General features: G+C 71.0%; 13 protein-coding genes. 5 read left to right on the forward strand and 8 right to left on the reverse strand.

From position 1 onward, the window contains the following. Window positions 1-236 precede the first annotated feature (236 nt). Window positions 237-2042 (forward strand): ABC transporter transmembrane domain-containing protein, encoded by a 1806-nt coding sequence (locus tag ACLF6P_RS24800; protein WP_415953068.1) that lies wholly within the window; start codon window positions 237-239, stop codon window positions 2040-2042. Then, a complete protein-coding gene (locus ACLF6P_RS24805; protein WP_415953070.1) occupies window positions 2039-3820 on the forward strand; it encodes an ABC transporter ATP-binding protein in 1782 nt (593 codons plus the stop codon). The genes ACLF6P_RS24800 and ACLF6P_RS24805 overlap by 4 nt, the downstream gene beginning before the upstream one ends. Before the next feature lie 167 nt (window positions 3821-3987). Here ACLF6P_RS24805 and ACLF6P_RS24810 read toward each other — a convergent pair whose 3' ends face one another. After that, entirely contained in the window at window positions 3988-4779 is a 792-nt protein-coding gene (locus ACLF6P_RS24810; protein ID WP_415953072.1) for a metal-dependent hydrolase, read from the reverse strand. 106 nt (window positions 4780-4885) lie between these two features. Between ACLF6P_RS24810 and ACLF6P_RS24815 the strand changes: the two genes are divergently transcribed. Both ACLF6P_RS24815 and ACLF6P_RS24820 read left to right on the forward strand, forming a co-directional pair. Beyond that, complete coding sequence (locus tag ACLF6P_RS24815; RefSeq protein WP_415953073.1) at window positions 4886-7459, forward strand: DEAD/DEAH box helicase; 2574 nt, start codon at window positions 4886-4888, stop codon at window positions 7457-7459. A 40-nt stretch (window positions 7460-7499) separates the two neighbouring features. Beyond that, the gene (locus ACLF6P_RS24820; protein ID WP_415953074.1) at window positions 7500-8384 is read left to right on the forward strand and encodes an acyl-CoA thioesterase; all 885 of its coding nucleotides are present in this window, start codon (window positions 7500-7502) and stop codon (window positions 8382-8384) included. Here ACLF6P_RS24820 and ACLF6P_RS24825 read toward each other — a convergent pair. Both ACLF6P_RS24825 and ACLF6P_RS24830 read right to left on the reverse strand, forming a co-directional pair. Beyond that, window positions 8303-9244 carry a DUF6397 family protein gene (locus ACLF6P_RS24825; RefSeq protein WP_415953076.1) on the reverse strand — a complete coding sequence of 314 codons (942 nt, stop codon included), beginning with the start codon at window positions 9242-9244 and terminating at the stop codon, window positions 8303-8305. The genes ACLF6P_RS24820 and ACLF6P_RS24825 overlap by 82 nt on opposite strands. 97 nt (window positions 9245-9341) lie before the next feature. Further along, a complete protein-coding gene (locus ACLF6P_RS24830) occupies window positions 9342-9734 on the reverse strand; it encodes a roadblock/LC7 domain-containing protein (RefSeq protein ID WP_415953302.1) in 393 nt (130 codons plus the stop codon). 76 nt (window positions 9735-9810) lie between these two features. Between ACLF6P_RS24830 and ACLF6P_RS24835 the strand changes: the two genes are divergently transcribed. Further along, on the forward strand, window positions 9811-10239 hold the full coding sequence (locus ACLF6P_RS24835) for a PPOX class F420-dependent oxidoreductase (protein ID WP_415953078.1): 429 nt from the start codon (window positions 9811-9813) through the stop codon (window positions 10237-10239). Window positions 10240-10298: 59 nt separating this feature from the next. Here ACLF6P_RS24835 and ACLF6P_RS24840 read toward each other — a convergent pair whose 3' ends face one another. From ACLF6P_RS24840 to ACLF6P_RS24860, 5 genes are all read right to left on the reverse strand, one after another. Beyond that, window positions 10299-10964, reverse strand: a complete 666-nt coding sequence (locus tag ACLF6P_RS24840) for a GTP-binding protein (RefSeq protein ID WP_415953080.1) — start codon at window positions 10962-10964, stop codon at window positions 10299-10301. Continuing rightward, the gene (locus ACLF6P_RS24845) at window positions 10945-11361 is read right to left on the reverse strand and encodes a DUF742 domain-containing protein (protein ID WP_415953081.1); all 417 of its coding nucleotides are present in this window, start codon (window positions 11359-11361) and stop codon (window positions 10945-10947) included. The genes ACLF6P_RS24840 and ACLF6P_RS24845 overlap by 20 nt, the downstream gene beginning before the upstream one ends. Window positions 11362-11376: 15 nt before the next feature. After that, window positions 11377-11820 carry a roadblock/LC7 domain-containing protein gene (locus ACLF6P_RS24850; protein WP_415953083.1) on the reverse strand — a complete coding sequence of 148 codons (444 nt, stop codon included), beginning with the start codon at window positions 11818-11820 and terminating at the stop codon, window positions 11377-11379. After that, window positions 11817-14654 (reverse strand): sensor histidine kinase, encoded by a 2838-nt coding sequence (locus tag ACLF6P_RS24855; RefSeq protein WP_415953085.1) that lies wholly within the window; start codon window positions 14652-14654, stop codon window positions 11817-11819. Before ACLF6P_RS24855 ends, ACLF6P_RS24850 begins: the two co-directional genes overlap by 4 nt. Before the next feature lie 70 nt (window positions 14655-14724). Then, window positions 14725-15498, reverse strand: coding sequence for an MHYT domain-containing protein (locus ACLF6P_RS24860; protein WP_415953087.1), 774 nt, complete (start codon window positions 15496-15498; stop codon window positions 14725-14727). Between the last annotated feature and the right edge of the window lie 73 nt (window positions 15499-15571).

A 15571-nucleotide genomic window follows, 5' to 3' on the forward strand; every position in this document is an offset into this window, starting at 1 on the left:
CGGATAAGCACTCCACTTAGCCGGATAAGCGCTCCGCGTAGTCGGAGAAGCACTCCGCATGGTCGGAGAAGCCTCCGCATGGACCGGGGCCGCACATCGCCGCACTCATGATGCCGCCCTGTCCGCACAGGGCGGCATCCGCATATCGGGACGCCCGGCCGGAAAACCGTTTGCCCTGGCCGCCGGTTCACGGCGAACCTTGCACGGTTTCCCCTTCATGCCGAGCTCTGGACATCATGCAGATCAGCGATCTTCCGTATCCCGATCCGGGTGTGCCCGACGCGCGCTCCGGTTCCCGCTTCCTGCTGTGGCTGGGACGGAACCAGCTCGGCGGCCAACTGCGGTCGTTCCTCTGGGGGCTGCTGCACTTCACGTCCGTGATGGCGCTGCCGTTCGCCGTGGGTGCGGCCGTGCAGGCCGTGGTGGACGACTCCGGTGGCGGGCTCGCCGTGGCCGGCGGGTTCCTGGCGCTGGCCGGCCTGGCGATCGCGCTCGGCGACACGATGCTGCACCGCACCGCCGTGACCAACTGGATCACCGCGGCCGCCCGTGTCCAGCAGCTCCTGGCCCGCAAGACCGCCGAGCTCGGCTCCGCGCTGACCCGTCGGGTCGCGGCCGGGGAAGTGGTCGCTGTCTCGACGGGCGATGTCGAGAAGATCGGCTGGTTCGTGGAGGCGCTCTCGCGATTCCTCGCGGCCGCCATGACCGTCGCCGTGGTGTGCGTCGCGCTCGCCGTGTACCAGCCTGCGCTCGCGCTGGTCGTCGTGATCGGGGTGCCGGTGCTCGCGCTCGGGGTGCTGCCGCTGCTGCCGAGGGCCACCAAGCTGGCGGACATCCAGCGTGAGAAGGCCGGACGCGCCACCGAGCTCGCGGCGGACACGGTCGCCGGACTGCGGGTGCTGCGCGGCATCGGCGGCGAGGAACTCTTCCTCACCCGCTACCGCGAGGCCTCTCAGGACGTACGGCACGCGGCTGTGCGCAGCGCGCGCATGTGGGCGTGGATCAGCGCCGTGCAGGTGCTCCTGCCGGGGCTGCTGCTCGTGGGCGTGGTCTGGTACGGCATCGGGCTCGTGCGCGACGGGCGGATCCAGGTCGGTGAGCTCGTCACCGTCTACAGCGCGGTGATGCTCCTGTCGTATCCGCTGCGGCATTTCGAGGAGATCGCCATGGCCTACTCCTTCTCGCGGCCTTCGGCCCGGCGCGCCGCACGCGTCCTCTCGATCGAGCGGGCCACGCAGGGCAGCGGCGCATGGGCCGACGAGACGCCCCGGGGCGATCTGTACGACCCGGTGACGGGGCTGGTCGCCCCCGCCGGGCGGCTCACCGCCGTGGTGTGCGGGGACCCGGACGAGGCCGGGCGGCTCGCCGAGCGGCTCGGCGGCCACCCCGCGCCGGACGCACCGCTCGCATCGGTGCAGGTCGGCGGTACTCCCCTCGACGAGCTGCCGCTCGCGGCGGCGCGCGCGGCCGTTCTCGTCCAGGACAAGGACCCGGTGCTGCTCTCGGGCACGCTGAGCGAACTGCTCGATGTGCCCTCCTCCGGGAAGGTCACCGCCGAGGAGGCCCTGAAGGCGGCCGAGTGCGCGGACGTCCTCGACGCCCTCACCCAGGCGGCCCTGGACGACGACCCGATGAGTGCACCGATCACCGAGCGCGGCCGTTCGCTGTCCGGCGGGCAGCGCCAGCGGCTCGCCCTGGCCCGCTCGCTGGTCACCGACCCTGAGGTCCTGGTACTCGACGAACCCACCTCCGCGGTCGACTCGCACACCGAGGCACGGATCTCCGAAGGGCTGCGGGACCTGCGCCAGGGCCGTACGACCGTGGTCCTCAGCTCCTCGCCGCTGCTCCTCGACCGCGCGGAACGCGTCGTCCTCGTGCACGAGGGAGCGGTCGCCGCGGTCGGGCTCCACCGCGAACTGGTGCGGAGCGAGCCGCGGTACCGCGCGGTCGTCACGCGCGAGACGGAGGACGAGCAGGCCGTGCGGGACAAGAACAGCGAACAGCACGAAGACGAGCACGACGAAACGGAGGAGTCGGCATGATCGGCGTAGCGCCCCCGGCCTACGATCCGGCGGCCCCTCGCAGCGCCGGCACCCTGCCCGTGGGTACGCCCGCGACGGTGCGTGGGTATGTCCGCGAGCTGCTGCGCCGGCACCGCGGCGCCTTCTCGGTGCTGATCGGCGTGAACACGGTGGCGGTCGTCGCCTCCCTCGTCGGTCCGTCGCTGCTCGGCTCTCTGGTCGAGCGCGCCTCGAGGGGTGCGGCCGAGCTGCATCTGGAGCGCACCATCGCGGTGTTCGTGGTGGCGCTGCTCGTGCAGGCCTGCTTCGTCCGTCTGGTACGGCTGCGTGGGGCGATGCTCGGTGAGCGGATGCTGGCCGATCTGCGCGAGGACTTCCTCGTACGGTCCGTCGGTCTGCCGCCCGGTGTGCTGGAGCGTGCAGGAACCGGGGATCTGCTGTCCCGGATCACCACGGACATCGACCGGCTCGCCAACGCGATGCGGGAGGCCGTGCCGCAGCTGACCATCGGTGTGGTGTGGGTGGTGCTGCTGCTCGGCGGCCTGACAGTCACTGCACCGCCGCTGCTGCCTGCGGTGCTGATCGCCGTGCCGCTGCTCGTGGTGGGCTGCCGCTGGTACTTCCGGCGGGCGCCCTCCGCCTACCGCTCGGAGGCCGCGGGCTATGCGGCCGTGGCCGCGGTGCTCGCGGAGACCGTGGACGCGGGCCGTACCGTCGAGGCGCACCGGCTCGGTGCGGAGCGGATCGCGCTCTCCGACCGCCGGGTGCGGGAGTGGACGGCTTGGGAGCGGTACACGCTCTTCCTGCGCTCGGTGCTATTCCCGGTCGTCAACCTGACGCATACGACGGTGCTCGCCTCGACGCTGCTCGTCGGCGGTGTCTTCGTGCTGCGGGGCTGGATCGACGTCGGGCAGCTCACCACCGGTGCGCTCATCGCGCAGATGATGGTCGAGCCGGTCGGGCTGATCCTGCGCTGGTACGACGAGCTGCAGGTCGCACAAGTCTCGCTGGCCCGCCTCGTGGGGGTGCGGGAGATCGAGCCGGGGGCGGGTGACCCGTCCGTATGCCCCTCCGACCGTCATGTCGAGGCAGCGGACGTGCACTTCGGTTACCGGCCCGGCGTGGATGTCCTGCGTGAGGTGACGCTCGGCGTACGGCCGGGGACGCGCCTGGCCCTCGTCGGGCCCTCCGGTGCGGGCAAGTCCACGCTCGGGCGGCTGCTCGCCGGGATCTACGCGCCGCGCAGCGGGCAGGTGACGCTCGGGGCGGCCGAGCTGTCGCGGATGACGGCGGAGCGGGTGCGGGAGCATGTGGCCCTGGTCAACCAGGAACACCATGTCTTCGTCGGCTCGCTCCGGGACAATCTGCGTCTCGCGCGCTCGGGGGCCGAGGATGCCGAGCTGTGGGCGGCGCTCGGGGCGGTGGATGCCGGCGGCTGGGCGCGGGCGCTGAGCGACGGGCTCGACACCGAGGTGGGCTCGGGCGGGTTCGTGCTCACTCCGGCGCAGGCACAGCAGATTGCGCTGGCCCGGCTTGTGCTGGCCGATCCGCACACGCTCGTGCTGGACGAGGCGACCTCGTTGCTCGATCCGCGGGCTGCGCGGCATCTGGAGCGGTCGCTTGCGCGGGTGCTGGACGGGCGGACTGTTGTCGCCATCGCGCACCGGTTGCACACGGCGCATGATGCGGATGTGATCGCCGTGGTCGAAAGCGGGCGGATCAGCGAGCTCGGGAGCCACGATGAGCTGGTCGCGGCGGGTGGGGCGTACGCGGCGTTGTGGCGCTCCTGGCACGGGTGAGGGTGCGGTGTGCGGCCGGGGCGGGTGCGGGTGCGGATGCGCCGTCGTGTGCGCGTCCGCTGGGGGGACCGTGCCCGCCCTTCCCCAAACTCTCAACTTCGTTCGAGCAGGGGAGACCCCACTCGCCCTGCGGCACGCCTGCCCACGGCACGGGGGCGGAGAGGTTCTCAGAGGACGTTGAGGGCGGCTATTCCACCTGCTCCGCCCAGGAGCATGAAGGCCGGCATCAGGACCTTCAGTTCGATCCAGCTGCCTGCGCGAAAGCGCATCGGCTTCGGCGGGCCCACCGGGTACCAGCGCTTGCCGGCTATCGGCAGCGGCCAGAACATCGGGCAGCCGGAGACCGTCAGGGAGTCCCCGATGTCGTGGACGACGGCACCGAGAAGGATCGGCAGGCCCAGCCACAGGTACTCCTGGCCGTCGCCGGTGAACAGCCAGTCCGCGCCGTTGCCCGGCTGGTCCAGGATGCCCGCGAGGATCCATGCGCTGGTCGCGCCGAGCAGCCAGACGAGGACATCGCTCGAGACCCGGGCGGCCCGCCAGAGCAGCCCCTCCACGGCGAGCACCAGGTGGATGAAGAGGATCGCGAGCACCGCCCAGCGTCCGCCGAGGACGGCGAGGACCGAGAAGCCCGCGCCGATCAGGGCCGCCCAGATCCAGGTGTGGGTGAGGGTGCGGTGACCGCCGGAGCGGCGGGAGTCGCCACTGGACCTCGTGGCCTTGTACACGCCGTACGAGATCTTGTCGACGATGCCGCACAGCGCACGCGACAGCGGCCCGAAGGCGCGCGAGATGGTCGCCGACTTGTGGTCGAGGTCGGGAGCGAGGGCGGCGCCCGCGCAGATCAGCGCGCCGACCAGGACGACCGGCCACGGCATCGGATGGTCCATGGCTGCCGCCGCCGCACCCACCCCCAGCCAGGCCGCCGCCCCGGACAGTGAGTGTGCCGGACCCATCATTGTCGCTACCCGCCCCATCTGTGGTGTACCAGCGTCCGGTTGACGCCGGTCGAACGCCCGCGCTCTCGCGTCTCGCAGCCCGGGCCGGCTGCACAGCGTAGCGGTCGTGATCTTCGTACGGACGGCCGATTCCCCTTGGACGGGGCACGGCAGGCAAGATGGGGGCGTGACCCTTATCGATCAGCTGCCGCCGGAAGCCGACCCCGACGCCCTCTACGAAGCCTTCGAAGGCTGGGCGACGGAGCGTGGGATCACCCTCTATCCGCATCAGGAGGAGGCGCTGATCGAGGTCGTATCCGGGGCGAACGTGATCGTTTCGACCCCGACCGGTTCCGGAAAGTCCATGATCGCCGCGGCGGCGCACTTCGCCGCGCTCGCCCGCGACGAGGTCACCTTCTACACGGCTCCGATCAAGGCGCTGGTCTCGGAGAAGTTCTTCGAGCTGTGCAAGATCTTCGGGACCGAGAACGTCGGCATGCTGACCGGCGATGCCTCCGTCAACGCCGATGCCCCGGTCATCTGCTGCACCGCCGAGGTGCTCGCCTCGATCGCGCTGCGCGACGGCAAGGACGCGGATGTCGGCCAGGTCGTGATGGACGAGTTCCACTTCTACGCCGAGGCCGACCGTGGCTGGGCCTGGCAGATCCCGCTGCTCGAACTGCCGCAGGCGCAGTTCGTCCTGATGTCGGCGACGCTCGGCGATGTCTCCATGTTCGAGAAGGACCTCACACGCCGCACCGGCCGGTCCACCTCGGTGGTGCGCTCGGCGACACGTCCGGTGCCGCTCTCGTACGACTACCGGCTGACGCCGATCACCGAGACGCTCACCGAGTTGCTCGAGACGAAGCAGGCCCCGGTCTACATCGTGCACTTCACGCAGGCCCAGGCCGTGGAGCGTGCGCAGTCGCTGATGAGCATCAACATGTGCACCCGCGAGGAGAAACAGCAGATCGCCGAGCTGATCGGCAACTTCCGCTTCACCACCAAGTTCGGCCGCAATCTCTCGCGTTATGTGCGGCACGGCATCGGTGTGCATCACGCCGGCATGCTCCCCAAGTACCGGCGGCTGGTGGAGAAGCTCGCTCAGGCGGGCCTGCTGAAGGTGATCTGCGGCACGGACACCCTGGGCGTCGGGGTCAACGTGCCCATTCGCACGGTGCTGTTCACGGCCCTCACCAAGTACGACGGCAACCGGGTGCGCACGCTGCGGGCTCGTGAGTTCCACCAGATCGCGGGGCGTGCCGGGCGTGCGGGCTTCGACACGGCGGGGCTCGTGGTCGCGCAGGCGCCCGAGCATGTCATCGAGAACGAGAAGGCGCTCGCCAAGGCGGGGGACGATCCGAAGAAGCGCCGCAAGGTGGTGCGCAAGAAGGCGCCCGAGGGTTTCGTCGCCTGGTCGGAGAACACCTTCGAGAAGCTGATCGCCTCCGAGCCGGAGCCGCTGACGTCCCGGTTCCGGGTCACCAACGTCATGCTGCTCTCGGTGATCGCCCGGCCGGGCGATGCCTTCCAGGCGATGCGCCATCTCCTGGAGGACAATCACGAGCCGCGCAAGGCCCAGTTGCGGCACATCCGCCGGGCCATCGCGATCTACCGTTCCCTCCTCGACGGCGGTGTGGTGGAGCAGCTCGACACCCCGGACGCCGAGGGCCGCAGGATCCGCCTCACGGTCGACCTGCAGCAGGACTTCGCCCTCAACCAGCCCCTGTCGACGTTCGCGCTCGCGGCCTTCGATCTGCTCGAGCCGGAGTCGCCTTCCTACGCGCTCGACATGGTCTCGGTCGTCGAGTCCACCCTGGACGATCCGCGGCAGATTCTCGCCGCGATGACGAACAAGGCACGCGGCGAGGCCGTGGGGCAGATGAAGGCGGACGGTGTGGAGTACGAGGAGCGGATGGAGCGGCTCCAGGACATCTCGTACCCGAAGCCCCTGGAAGACCTGCTGTGGCACGCCTACGGCCTCTATCGGACCTCGCACCCGTGGGTGGCGGACCACCCGGTCTCCCCCAAGTCGGTCATCCGTGACATGTACGAACGGGCGCTGACCTTCACGGAGTTCACCTCCTGGTACGAGCTGGCCCGCACCGAGGGCATTGTGCTTCGCTACCTCGCCAGTGCCTACAAGGCCCTGGAGCACACGATCCCGGACGACCTCAAGTCCGAGGACCTGCAGGACCTGATTGCATGGCTCGGTGAGATGGTCCGCCAGGTCGACTCCAGCCTGCTCGACGAGTGGGAGCAGCTGGCCAATCCGGAGGAGATGACCGCCGAGGAGGCCCAGGAGAAGGCCGACCAGGTCAAGCCGGTCACCTCCAACGCGCGGGCCTTCCGCGTCCTCGTCCGCAACGCCATGTTCCGGCGGGTGGAACTCGCCGCGCTCGACCACGTCCGCGAGCTGGGCGAGCTCGACGGCGACGCGGGCTGGGACGCCGATGCCTGGGGTGAGGCCATGGACAGGTACTGGGACGAGTACGACGATCTCGGCACCGGCCCCGATGCCCGCGGGCCGAAGCTGCTGCAGATCGAGGAGCGTCCCGAGGACGGGCTCTGGCGCGTCCGGCAGACGTTCGCCGATCCGAACGGCGACCATGACTGGGGGATCAGCGCCGAGGTCGACCTCACGGCGTCCGACGCGGAGGGTCTTGCGGTCATCCGGGTCACCGACGTCGGCCAGCTGTGACCCTGCCCGACTCCTGCGCGACGACCGGAGAAGACGAGAGATGACCAATCCCGCCGAACGCCTCGTCGATCTGCTCGACCTGGAGCAGATCGAGGTCAACATCTTCCGTGGCGCGAGCCCCGACGAGTCGCTGCAGCGCGTCTTCGGCGGGCAGGTGGCGGGCCAGGCCCTGGTCGCCGCGGGCCGCACCACCGACCCGGGCCGTCCGGTGCACTCGCTGCACTCGTACTTCCTGCGTCCCGGCCGGCCCGGTGTGCCGATCGTGTACCAGGTCGAGCGGGTGCGCGACGGACGCTCCTTCACCACCCGCCGGGTGACCGCGGTGCAGCAGGGGCGCACGATCTTCAATCTGACGGCCTCCTTCCACCTGCCGGAGGAGGGTGCCTTCGAGCACCAGCTGCCGCCCCGCCTGGACGCGCCGGACCCCGAGACGCTGCCCGGGGTCGCCGACGAGATCCGGGAGCATCTGGGTGCGCTGCCGGAGCAGCTGGAGCGGATGGCTCGGCGCCAGCCCTTCGACATCCGGTATGTCGAGCGGCTGCGCTGGACACCCGAGGAGGTGAAGGACGCGGAGCCGCGCAGCGCCGTGTGGATGCGGGCCGTCGGACCGCTCGGCGATGATCCGCTGGTGCACACCTGTGCGTTGACGTATGCGACGGACATGACTCTCCTCGATGCTGTGCGTATTCCGGTCGAGCCGCTGTGGGGGCGGCGCGGGTTCGACATGGCCTCGCTCGACCATGCGATGTGGTTCCACCGGCCGTTCCGTACCGACGAGTGGTTCCTGTACGACCAGGAGTCCCCCATCGCCACGGGCGGGCGCGGGCTTGCCCGCGGGCGGATCTACGACCGCGAGGGACGCCTGCTCGTCTCCGTGGTGCAGGAGGGCCTGTTCCGGCCGTGGGCGCCCGAGCCGGAGGCCTGATCGTCGGCACGGCCGTCCCGGCGCGAGGCACGCGCCGTGACGTCGGTTCTGGCCACGGCGGCCGAGAGGGCCAGCAGGACCCGGTAGCCACGGACCTCCTCCGGCTCGCGCGCCTCCATCAGATGCTCCGTCAGGAGGTCGGCCGGTGAGGGTGGGGCGCCGGGTCCGGTCGTCCCGGTCGTCTGCGCCATCTGCCGCAGGCTGTTCAGGAGCGCCCGCTCATGCGGGTCGGTGAGGACATCGGCGACCTCGGCAGGGGCGAGGAAGGATGCGGTGACTGCCGCCCGCTCCCAGTGTGTCGTGGCAAGTCCGAGGCGATGCTGATGCAGGCGGTCGCGCCAGCGCGCGGCCCGCAGGTCCTCGCCGGCACGCAGTCGGCGGCTCATCTCCGCGGGTGCCCGGCCGGTGAGCAGCTCCGGGTGGGCGGCGCCGAAGCCCCTTACCTCTTCGGCGAAGTAGTGCCAGACGAGACTGCGGTAGCGGTTGAGCCGGAAACCTGCCGGTGCCACCAGGCCTGCCCGGGCGAGCCGCGTGAATCTGGCGTTCGCGATGCCGAGCAGGGATCCGGCCTGGGCGGTCCCGACGACACGGACCCGCTCACGCAGCGCGCCCGGGAAGCCTTTGGTGGCCTGCACCCGGTCCAGCTCGCCGCGCGTGACGAGGCGCCCTCCGGCCGCTCGGCCCGGAACGGTCGCGATGAGTCCGCGCAGCACGGCGTGCTCGAACTCCGAGCGCGTGAGCAGGAGTTCTTTCGCGGCCCAGTGGGCCGAGTGACCCACGTCCGCTGGTTCCGCGGCCATGTTCGGCGGCGCGACGCCCTTCCGCGGGTGCGGCAGGGTGCGGGTGTCGATGACGGTCATGGCGGTCTCCCCCGTGAGTCCGATTACTCTCGGTGACCACCGTAGACCGTTGGAGCAGATTCCGCCCAAGCCTGTGGATAACTCACGGACGCCCAGGTCAGCGCGGTTGCCGCGCCTCCACCCCGAGGTGCTCGCCGACCCGGCTCACCAGCAGGGTCATCTCGTAGGCGACCTGCCCGATGTCCGCCTCGGCGGAGCTCAGGACGCACAGGCAGCTGCCGTCACCCGCGGCCATCACGTAGAGAACGGCCTCGTCGAACTCGATGAGCGTCTGACGGACCTTCCCGCTGCCGAAGTGGCGGCCCGATCCCTTGGCAAGGCTGTGCAGTCCGGAAGAGACCGCCGCCAGGTGCTCGGCATCCTCCCGCATCAGTTGTGAACTGGTGGCGGTGACCAGGCCGTCGTTCGACAGCACGAGTGCGTGCCGTACGTGGTCGACCCGCTTGGTCAGGTCGTCGAGCAGCCAGCCGAGTCCCGTGTCCGTTTCCATCGTCATGCCCTCCCCCTGGTGCACTCGCCCGCAAGCCTTGCGCACCAATGTCCGAGGGGCAAGCGATGATGACCGTATGGCAGAGAAGATGACCGAGGAACAATGGCGTGCCTTCGTCTCGCAGGGCACGCGCACCGCCAAGCTCTCCACCGTCCGCGCCGACGGCTCGCCGCATGTGGCGCCGGTCTGGTTCGTGCTCGACGGGGACGATCTGGTCTTCAACACGGGCAAGAACACGGTGAAGGGCCGCAATCTGGCCCGTGACGGACGGGTCGCCGTCTGCGTGGACGACGACCGTCCGCCGTTCTCGTACGCCGTGCTCCAGGGCGAGGCACGGATCATCGAGGACCTTCCCGAGGTGCGGCACTGGGCGACGCGGATCGCCGCGCGCTACATGGGCGAGGAGCGGGCCGAGGAGTTCGGCGCCCGTAACGGGGTGCCCGGCGAACTTCTCGTGCGGGTGAAGATCACGAAGGTGATCGCCGAGGCGGACCTCGCGGACTGAGGCCCCGTCACGAGGACACGGCCGGACGGCACGAGGACGCGGCCGGACGGGTCGAGTCCTCAGCTCACCGAGTCGAGCAGCCGGGCGGCGTGCATCCGCCCGGCGTACTCGACGAGCCGGATCAGCACCTCCTTCCCCGAATCCCGCTCGCGCGCGTCGCACAGTACGACAGGTGTGCCCTGGTCGAGGTCGAGGGCGCGGGAGACATCCCGGGCATCATAGGTTCGCGCCCCCGCGAAGCAGTTCACGGCGACGACGAAGGGGATGTGACGGTGCTCGAAGTAGTCCACCGCGGGGAAGCAGTCCTCGAGCCGGCGGGTGTCCGCGAGGACCACGGCGCCGAGCGACCCCTGTGAGAGCTCGTCCCAGAGGAACCAGAAGCGGTCCTGGCCGGGTGTGCCGAACAGGTACAGGGACAGGCCGCTGCGGATGGTGATGCGGCCGAAGTCCATGGCCACCGTGGTGGTCGTCTTGCGGGCGAGAGCACCCAGGTCGTCGACGGACTCCCCCAGCTCGCTGAGCCGTTCCTCCGTGCGCAGCGGGCGGATCTCGCTCACCGTTCCGACCAGGGTGGTCTTGCCCACCCCGAATCCCCCCGCGACCAGGATCTTCAGCGCCAGCGCGGCCGACTCGACGCCGGTGCCGGTGTCCGCACCCGTGCCCGTATCCGCGCCCGCGCCCGTGCCGGTGCCGGTGCCGGTGCCTTCAGAGTGCTCGGAGGCCATCGATCACTTCTCTCAGGATCTTTTCGTCGGGTAGCTGTGCGGGCGGCACCGGCCGGGTCACCCTGACGACGCCGAGTTCGAGGAGGTCGCCGAGGAGCACCCGTACGACACCGACCGGAAGATCGGCATCGGCGGCGAGTTCGGCGACCGACTGGGTCTCGGTGCGGCACAGTTCGATGAGCGCACGGTGTTCGGGTCCGAGCGCGGTGTCCTCGCCGGTCTCGGGCGCCGCTGTGTCCAGGCTGACCAGGGCGATCAGGTCGAAGCGGACACCTGTGGGTCCCGGGCTTGTCCGCCCGCCCGTCATCGCGTACGGGCGGACCAGTGGTCCTGCCTCTGCGTCGTACCACTGGGCGCCCGGTTCGGGGGGCTCGGCGTCGTCCCGCAGTCTCCTCATGGCGACCGCCCCCGCTCAGCCCGCCGCCGGCGGCTGTTCGGCGAACCGCGGCGGGGTGTAGAGGTGCTCGCCCACGCGTTTGACGAGACGGGCCATCTCGTACGCGATGAGGCCGATGTCGGCCGTGGCCGTGGACATGACGGCAAGGCAGGAGCCGTCGCCCGCGGCGGCCACGAACAGGAAGCCGTCGTCCATCTCGACCATGGTCTGGCGCACTCCGCCGACGCCGAAGTGCCGCCCCGCGCCCTTGGCGAGGCTGTGGAAGCCGGAGGCGACGGCCGCGAGATGCTCGGCGTCCTCGCGGCCGAGCGCGTTCGACGCGCCCACCGCGAGGCCGTCGTTGGACAGCACCACGGCATGGCGCACCTCGGTGACGCGCAGCACGAGGTCGTCCAGGAGCCAGTCGAGTTCGCCGGAGCGGTGGCCGGTGCGTATTCCGTGGCCCGGGTCCTGGATCATGCGGGGTCTCCTTCGTTGTTGCTGCCCGGCGTACGGCGCCGGCCGCCCGGTGTGAAGTCGGGTGTGTCGGTGGACCTGCGGCCGGCCGTCCGGCCGCCTCCCCTGGTCCAGCCGTCGCGGTAGGCGGTCATGCGTTCCCTGACCTGTTCCGGGCTGCGTTCCTCGCTCTGCGGCCGGGCGGCAGGTTCGCCGCCGTCGGCCGGTGGTTCCTCGCGGAGCTGGGGTGCGAGGCTCGCCTGGCGTACGCGGCGGGGCAGGTCGAGGGGCGGACCACCGCCGTTCGCGGACGGCTCGGCGGGGCCGGGGGGCGCTGGTGGCGCATGCTGGGCCGGTGCCGTATCGCGTGGCTGCGCCACCGGGCGTGGCGGTGCCGTGTCGCGGGTGGGTGCCGTGTCGCGGGTGGGCGCCGTTTCGCGGGTCGGTGCCGGTCGGTCGTCGCCGGTGCGGGTGTGCAGCCGCAGCGCCGTGACTCCGCGGCGGGCGGGGGTCTCGGGCGTGGGCTCGGGGCTCTCGGGCATCGGTGCGAGGGCGGGGCGCGGGCCCGGCAGGGGGCCGCCCGTACGCAGTTCGCCCGTGCGCAGTTCGCCGGGGCGGATCTCGCCCGCGCCGGGTCCGCGGGAGGGGCCGGGTACGCGGGCGTGTTCGGCGGCGGGCCCGATCTCCTCGGGCGCGGGACGTGCGGGCCCCTTGGGCAGCGCTTCCTGCAGCAAGGCCGTGGGCAGCAGGATCACCGCGGTGGTACCGCCGTACGGGGAGGTCCTGAGGTGGACCTTGATGCCGTGCCGGGCGGCCAGCCGGCTGACCACGAACAGGCCGAGCCGGTCGCTGTCGAACAGGTCGAGTGCCTCGGACTGGGCTATGCGTCGGTTCGCCTCGGCGAGGCGCTCCTTGCCCATGCCGAGCCCGCGGTCCTCCACCTCGAGTGCGTAACCGTTGCCGACGGGTTCGCCGCTGACCCGCACCTTGGTGTGCGGCGGGCTGAACTGTGCGGCGTTCTCGACGATTTCGGCCAGCAGGTGGGTGAGGTCGGCGACCGCGGCGCCGACGACGGCGCTCTCGGGCAGTTGCCGCACCTCGATGCGCGCGTAGTCCTCGACCTCGGACACGGCGGCCCGTACGACGTTGGTGAGCGAGACGGGCATCCGCCAGGCGCGGCCGGGGGCGGCTCCGGAGAGGATGATCAGGCTCTCCGCGTGACGGCGCATCCGGGTGGTCAGGTGGTCGAGGCGGAACAGGTCGCCGAGTTCGTTCGGGTCCTCGGCCCTGCGTTCCATGGAGTCGAGCAGGTTGAGCTGACGGTGCACCAGGACCTGGCTGCGGCGCGCGAGGTTGACGAAGACGCCGGAGATGCCGCTGGCGAGCTCGGCACGTTCGACGGCTGCGCTGAGCGCCGCGCGGTGCACGGTCGTCAGGGATTCGGCGACCTGGCCGATCTCGTCCTCCGCGCGCGGTCCCGGCGGCGCCTCGGCGTGGATGTCGATCTCCTGACCGGCCCGCAGGCGCCGCATGGCGCCGGGGAGTTTACGGCGGGCGATCTCCAGGGCGGTGTTGCGCAGGCTCACCAGCTCGACGACGAGGGCGCGGCCGATGCGTACCGAGATCACCAGGGAGGCCGAGACGGCGAGCAGACCGAGGAGAACGGCCGCGCCTGCCGGGGTGAGGAGGCCACGGGTGAAGGGGTCGGCGCGGTCGGCGGCGCGCTGCGCGGCATCGGTCTCGATGCTCCGCAGCTCGTCGTGGATCTCGGCGTACGCCTTGTCCCAGACACCCGCGTCGACGGCGGCGGCCGCCTTCCTGCCCGGGGCCGCGGCCAGCACCTTGTCCTCGACGGCGAGGACATCCGCGTAGGCGCTGCCCTTCTGCACATCGCGCCATGCCGCGCGTTCCTCGCCGCGCAGGTCCTCGACGGCCGGGGCGAGCAGGGTACGGCGGGTCTCGACGGCGCCGATGAAGCGCTGCAGCCGGGCGCCTTCGAGGCGCTTGGTGAGCTGTGCGGCAAAGAGCAGGGCGTTCTCTCGGGCGAGCATCTCGCCGGCCCGGGAGAGTTCGAGCACCACGCGCGCGTCGGAGCTGTGTTCGGCGTCCTGGATGCCGGTGAGCGAGCCGCCTACGGAGAAGGCCTTGCCGATGGTGTCGGTGTAGCCGTCGTAGGCCTCGTCCCATCCCGTACGTCGGTCCAGGACGTCGGCGCGCAGGCCCTCGAGGCCGTCAACCGATTCGACGAAGGCGCCGAGGCGTTGGGCGACGCCGTCGGGGAAGTCGGCGCCGTCGGCGACTGTGTGGTTCCGGCCGAGCCGCAGTGTGCCGATCGCCTTGTCGGTCCGTTCGGCCTGGCTGCGCAGTTCGCTGCCGCGCTCGTCGTCGGGGCGTGCCGCATAGGCGACGGCGGCGAAACGTTCGGCCTGGAGTTCGGCGACGGCCGCGGCCACGGGGGTACGGACCTGTTCGTCGGCGCGCTGGAGTTGGCTGAGGGCGCTGACGTCCTGGGCCGTGGTCACCGTGGCGTAGGCCCACAGGGCGATCAGCGAGACGACCGGGACCATGAGCAGGCAGACGATCTTGGCCCGGACCCGCCGCGGGCGCAGCTGCCAGATGCGGCCGCGCTCGGATGGCGCGGTGAGCCCCGTCGCACCGGTCCCGGTCGTGCCGGTCCCGGGGTCGGCGCCCGCGGTGGTGGCGGTGGTGCCGGGCGCTGTGGTGCCTGCCGCGGGGCCTTCGTCAGGCTGTTCGTCGGCGGGCGGGCCGGCATGGGCGCGACGGCCGCGCACCGGTGGCGCGACCGGCGCGTGGCCGCCCGGGCCGGTGGAGCCTGGGGTGTTGCGGGATATACGCATGGCCTCCTCGCTCTGATCAGGGACGGTGCGGTGCGGCCTGGCAGGTCGGCGGGCGGCCAGGCGCGCACCGCTAGTTGAGTGCGCCTTCCAGCGGCCGCTCGGCCGAGGCTAAGGCCGCGCGCTCGGTGGCGGTCGGGGAGAGCGCGACGAAGGCCGAGGTCAGGAAGAGATACGAACCGAGCCCCACGGCAAGGGGGAAGATGAACTGCATGGTCGTGGCCCCGGGAAGGGCCGCGGTACTCGGCGTGACGACGACACTGACGGCCATCATGCCCGTGTAGTGCATGCTCGTGACCGCGGCGCCCATCACGAGGGAGGCGACGGCCACGGCGACGGGCGACTTGATGTTGAGTGCCGCCCACAGCGCGGCCGTCGCGGCGGCGATGGAGATCAGCACCGAGAGGCCGACGACGGCCGGGTCGTAGCTCAGTTCGCCGTGCAGCCGCAGCGCCGCCATGCCGAGGTAGTGCATGCTCGCCACGCCGATGCCGGTGGTGAGGCCGCCGAGGATGAGGGCGAGGCCCTTGTTCCTGCTGTACGCGACGGCGAAGACGCCCACGAAGACGACGGTCATCGCGACGAGGAGGCTGAGCACCGTCAGCGGCACGTTGTAGCGGATCTCCGTGCCGGTGACCTGGAAGCCGAACATCGCGACGAAGTGCATCGTCCAGATGCCGGAGGCGATCGCCGAGGCGCCGGTGATGAGCCAGTTGCGCCGCGACCTGCCGGTGGCGGCGAGTGCGCGCACCATGCAGCGCAGACCGAGTGCGGCGCCGATGCACGCCATCACATACGACAGTACGGGGGTAAGCCAGCCGAAGGCGGCGTGGTCCAGGTGTCCCATGCCTCCGGGACGCTAGTCGTGAAGGAGACGTGAAGAGGGGGCACAGTTCGAAAGCTGCCCGAATATGACAGAG

The sequence above is a fragment of the Streptomyces lothianensis genome (assembly GCF_047779955.1).
In the GTDB taxonomy this organism is placed as follows: Bacteria; Actinomycetota; Actinomycetes; order Streptomycetales; family Streptomycetaceae; genus Streptomyces.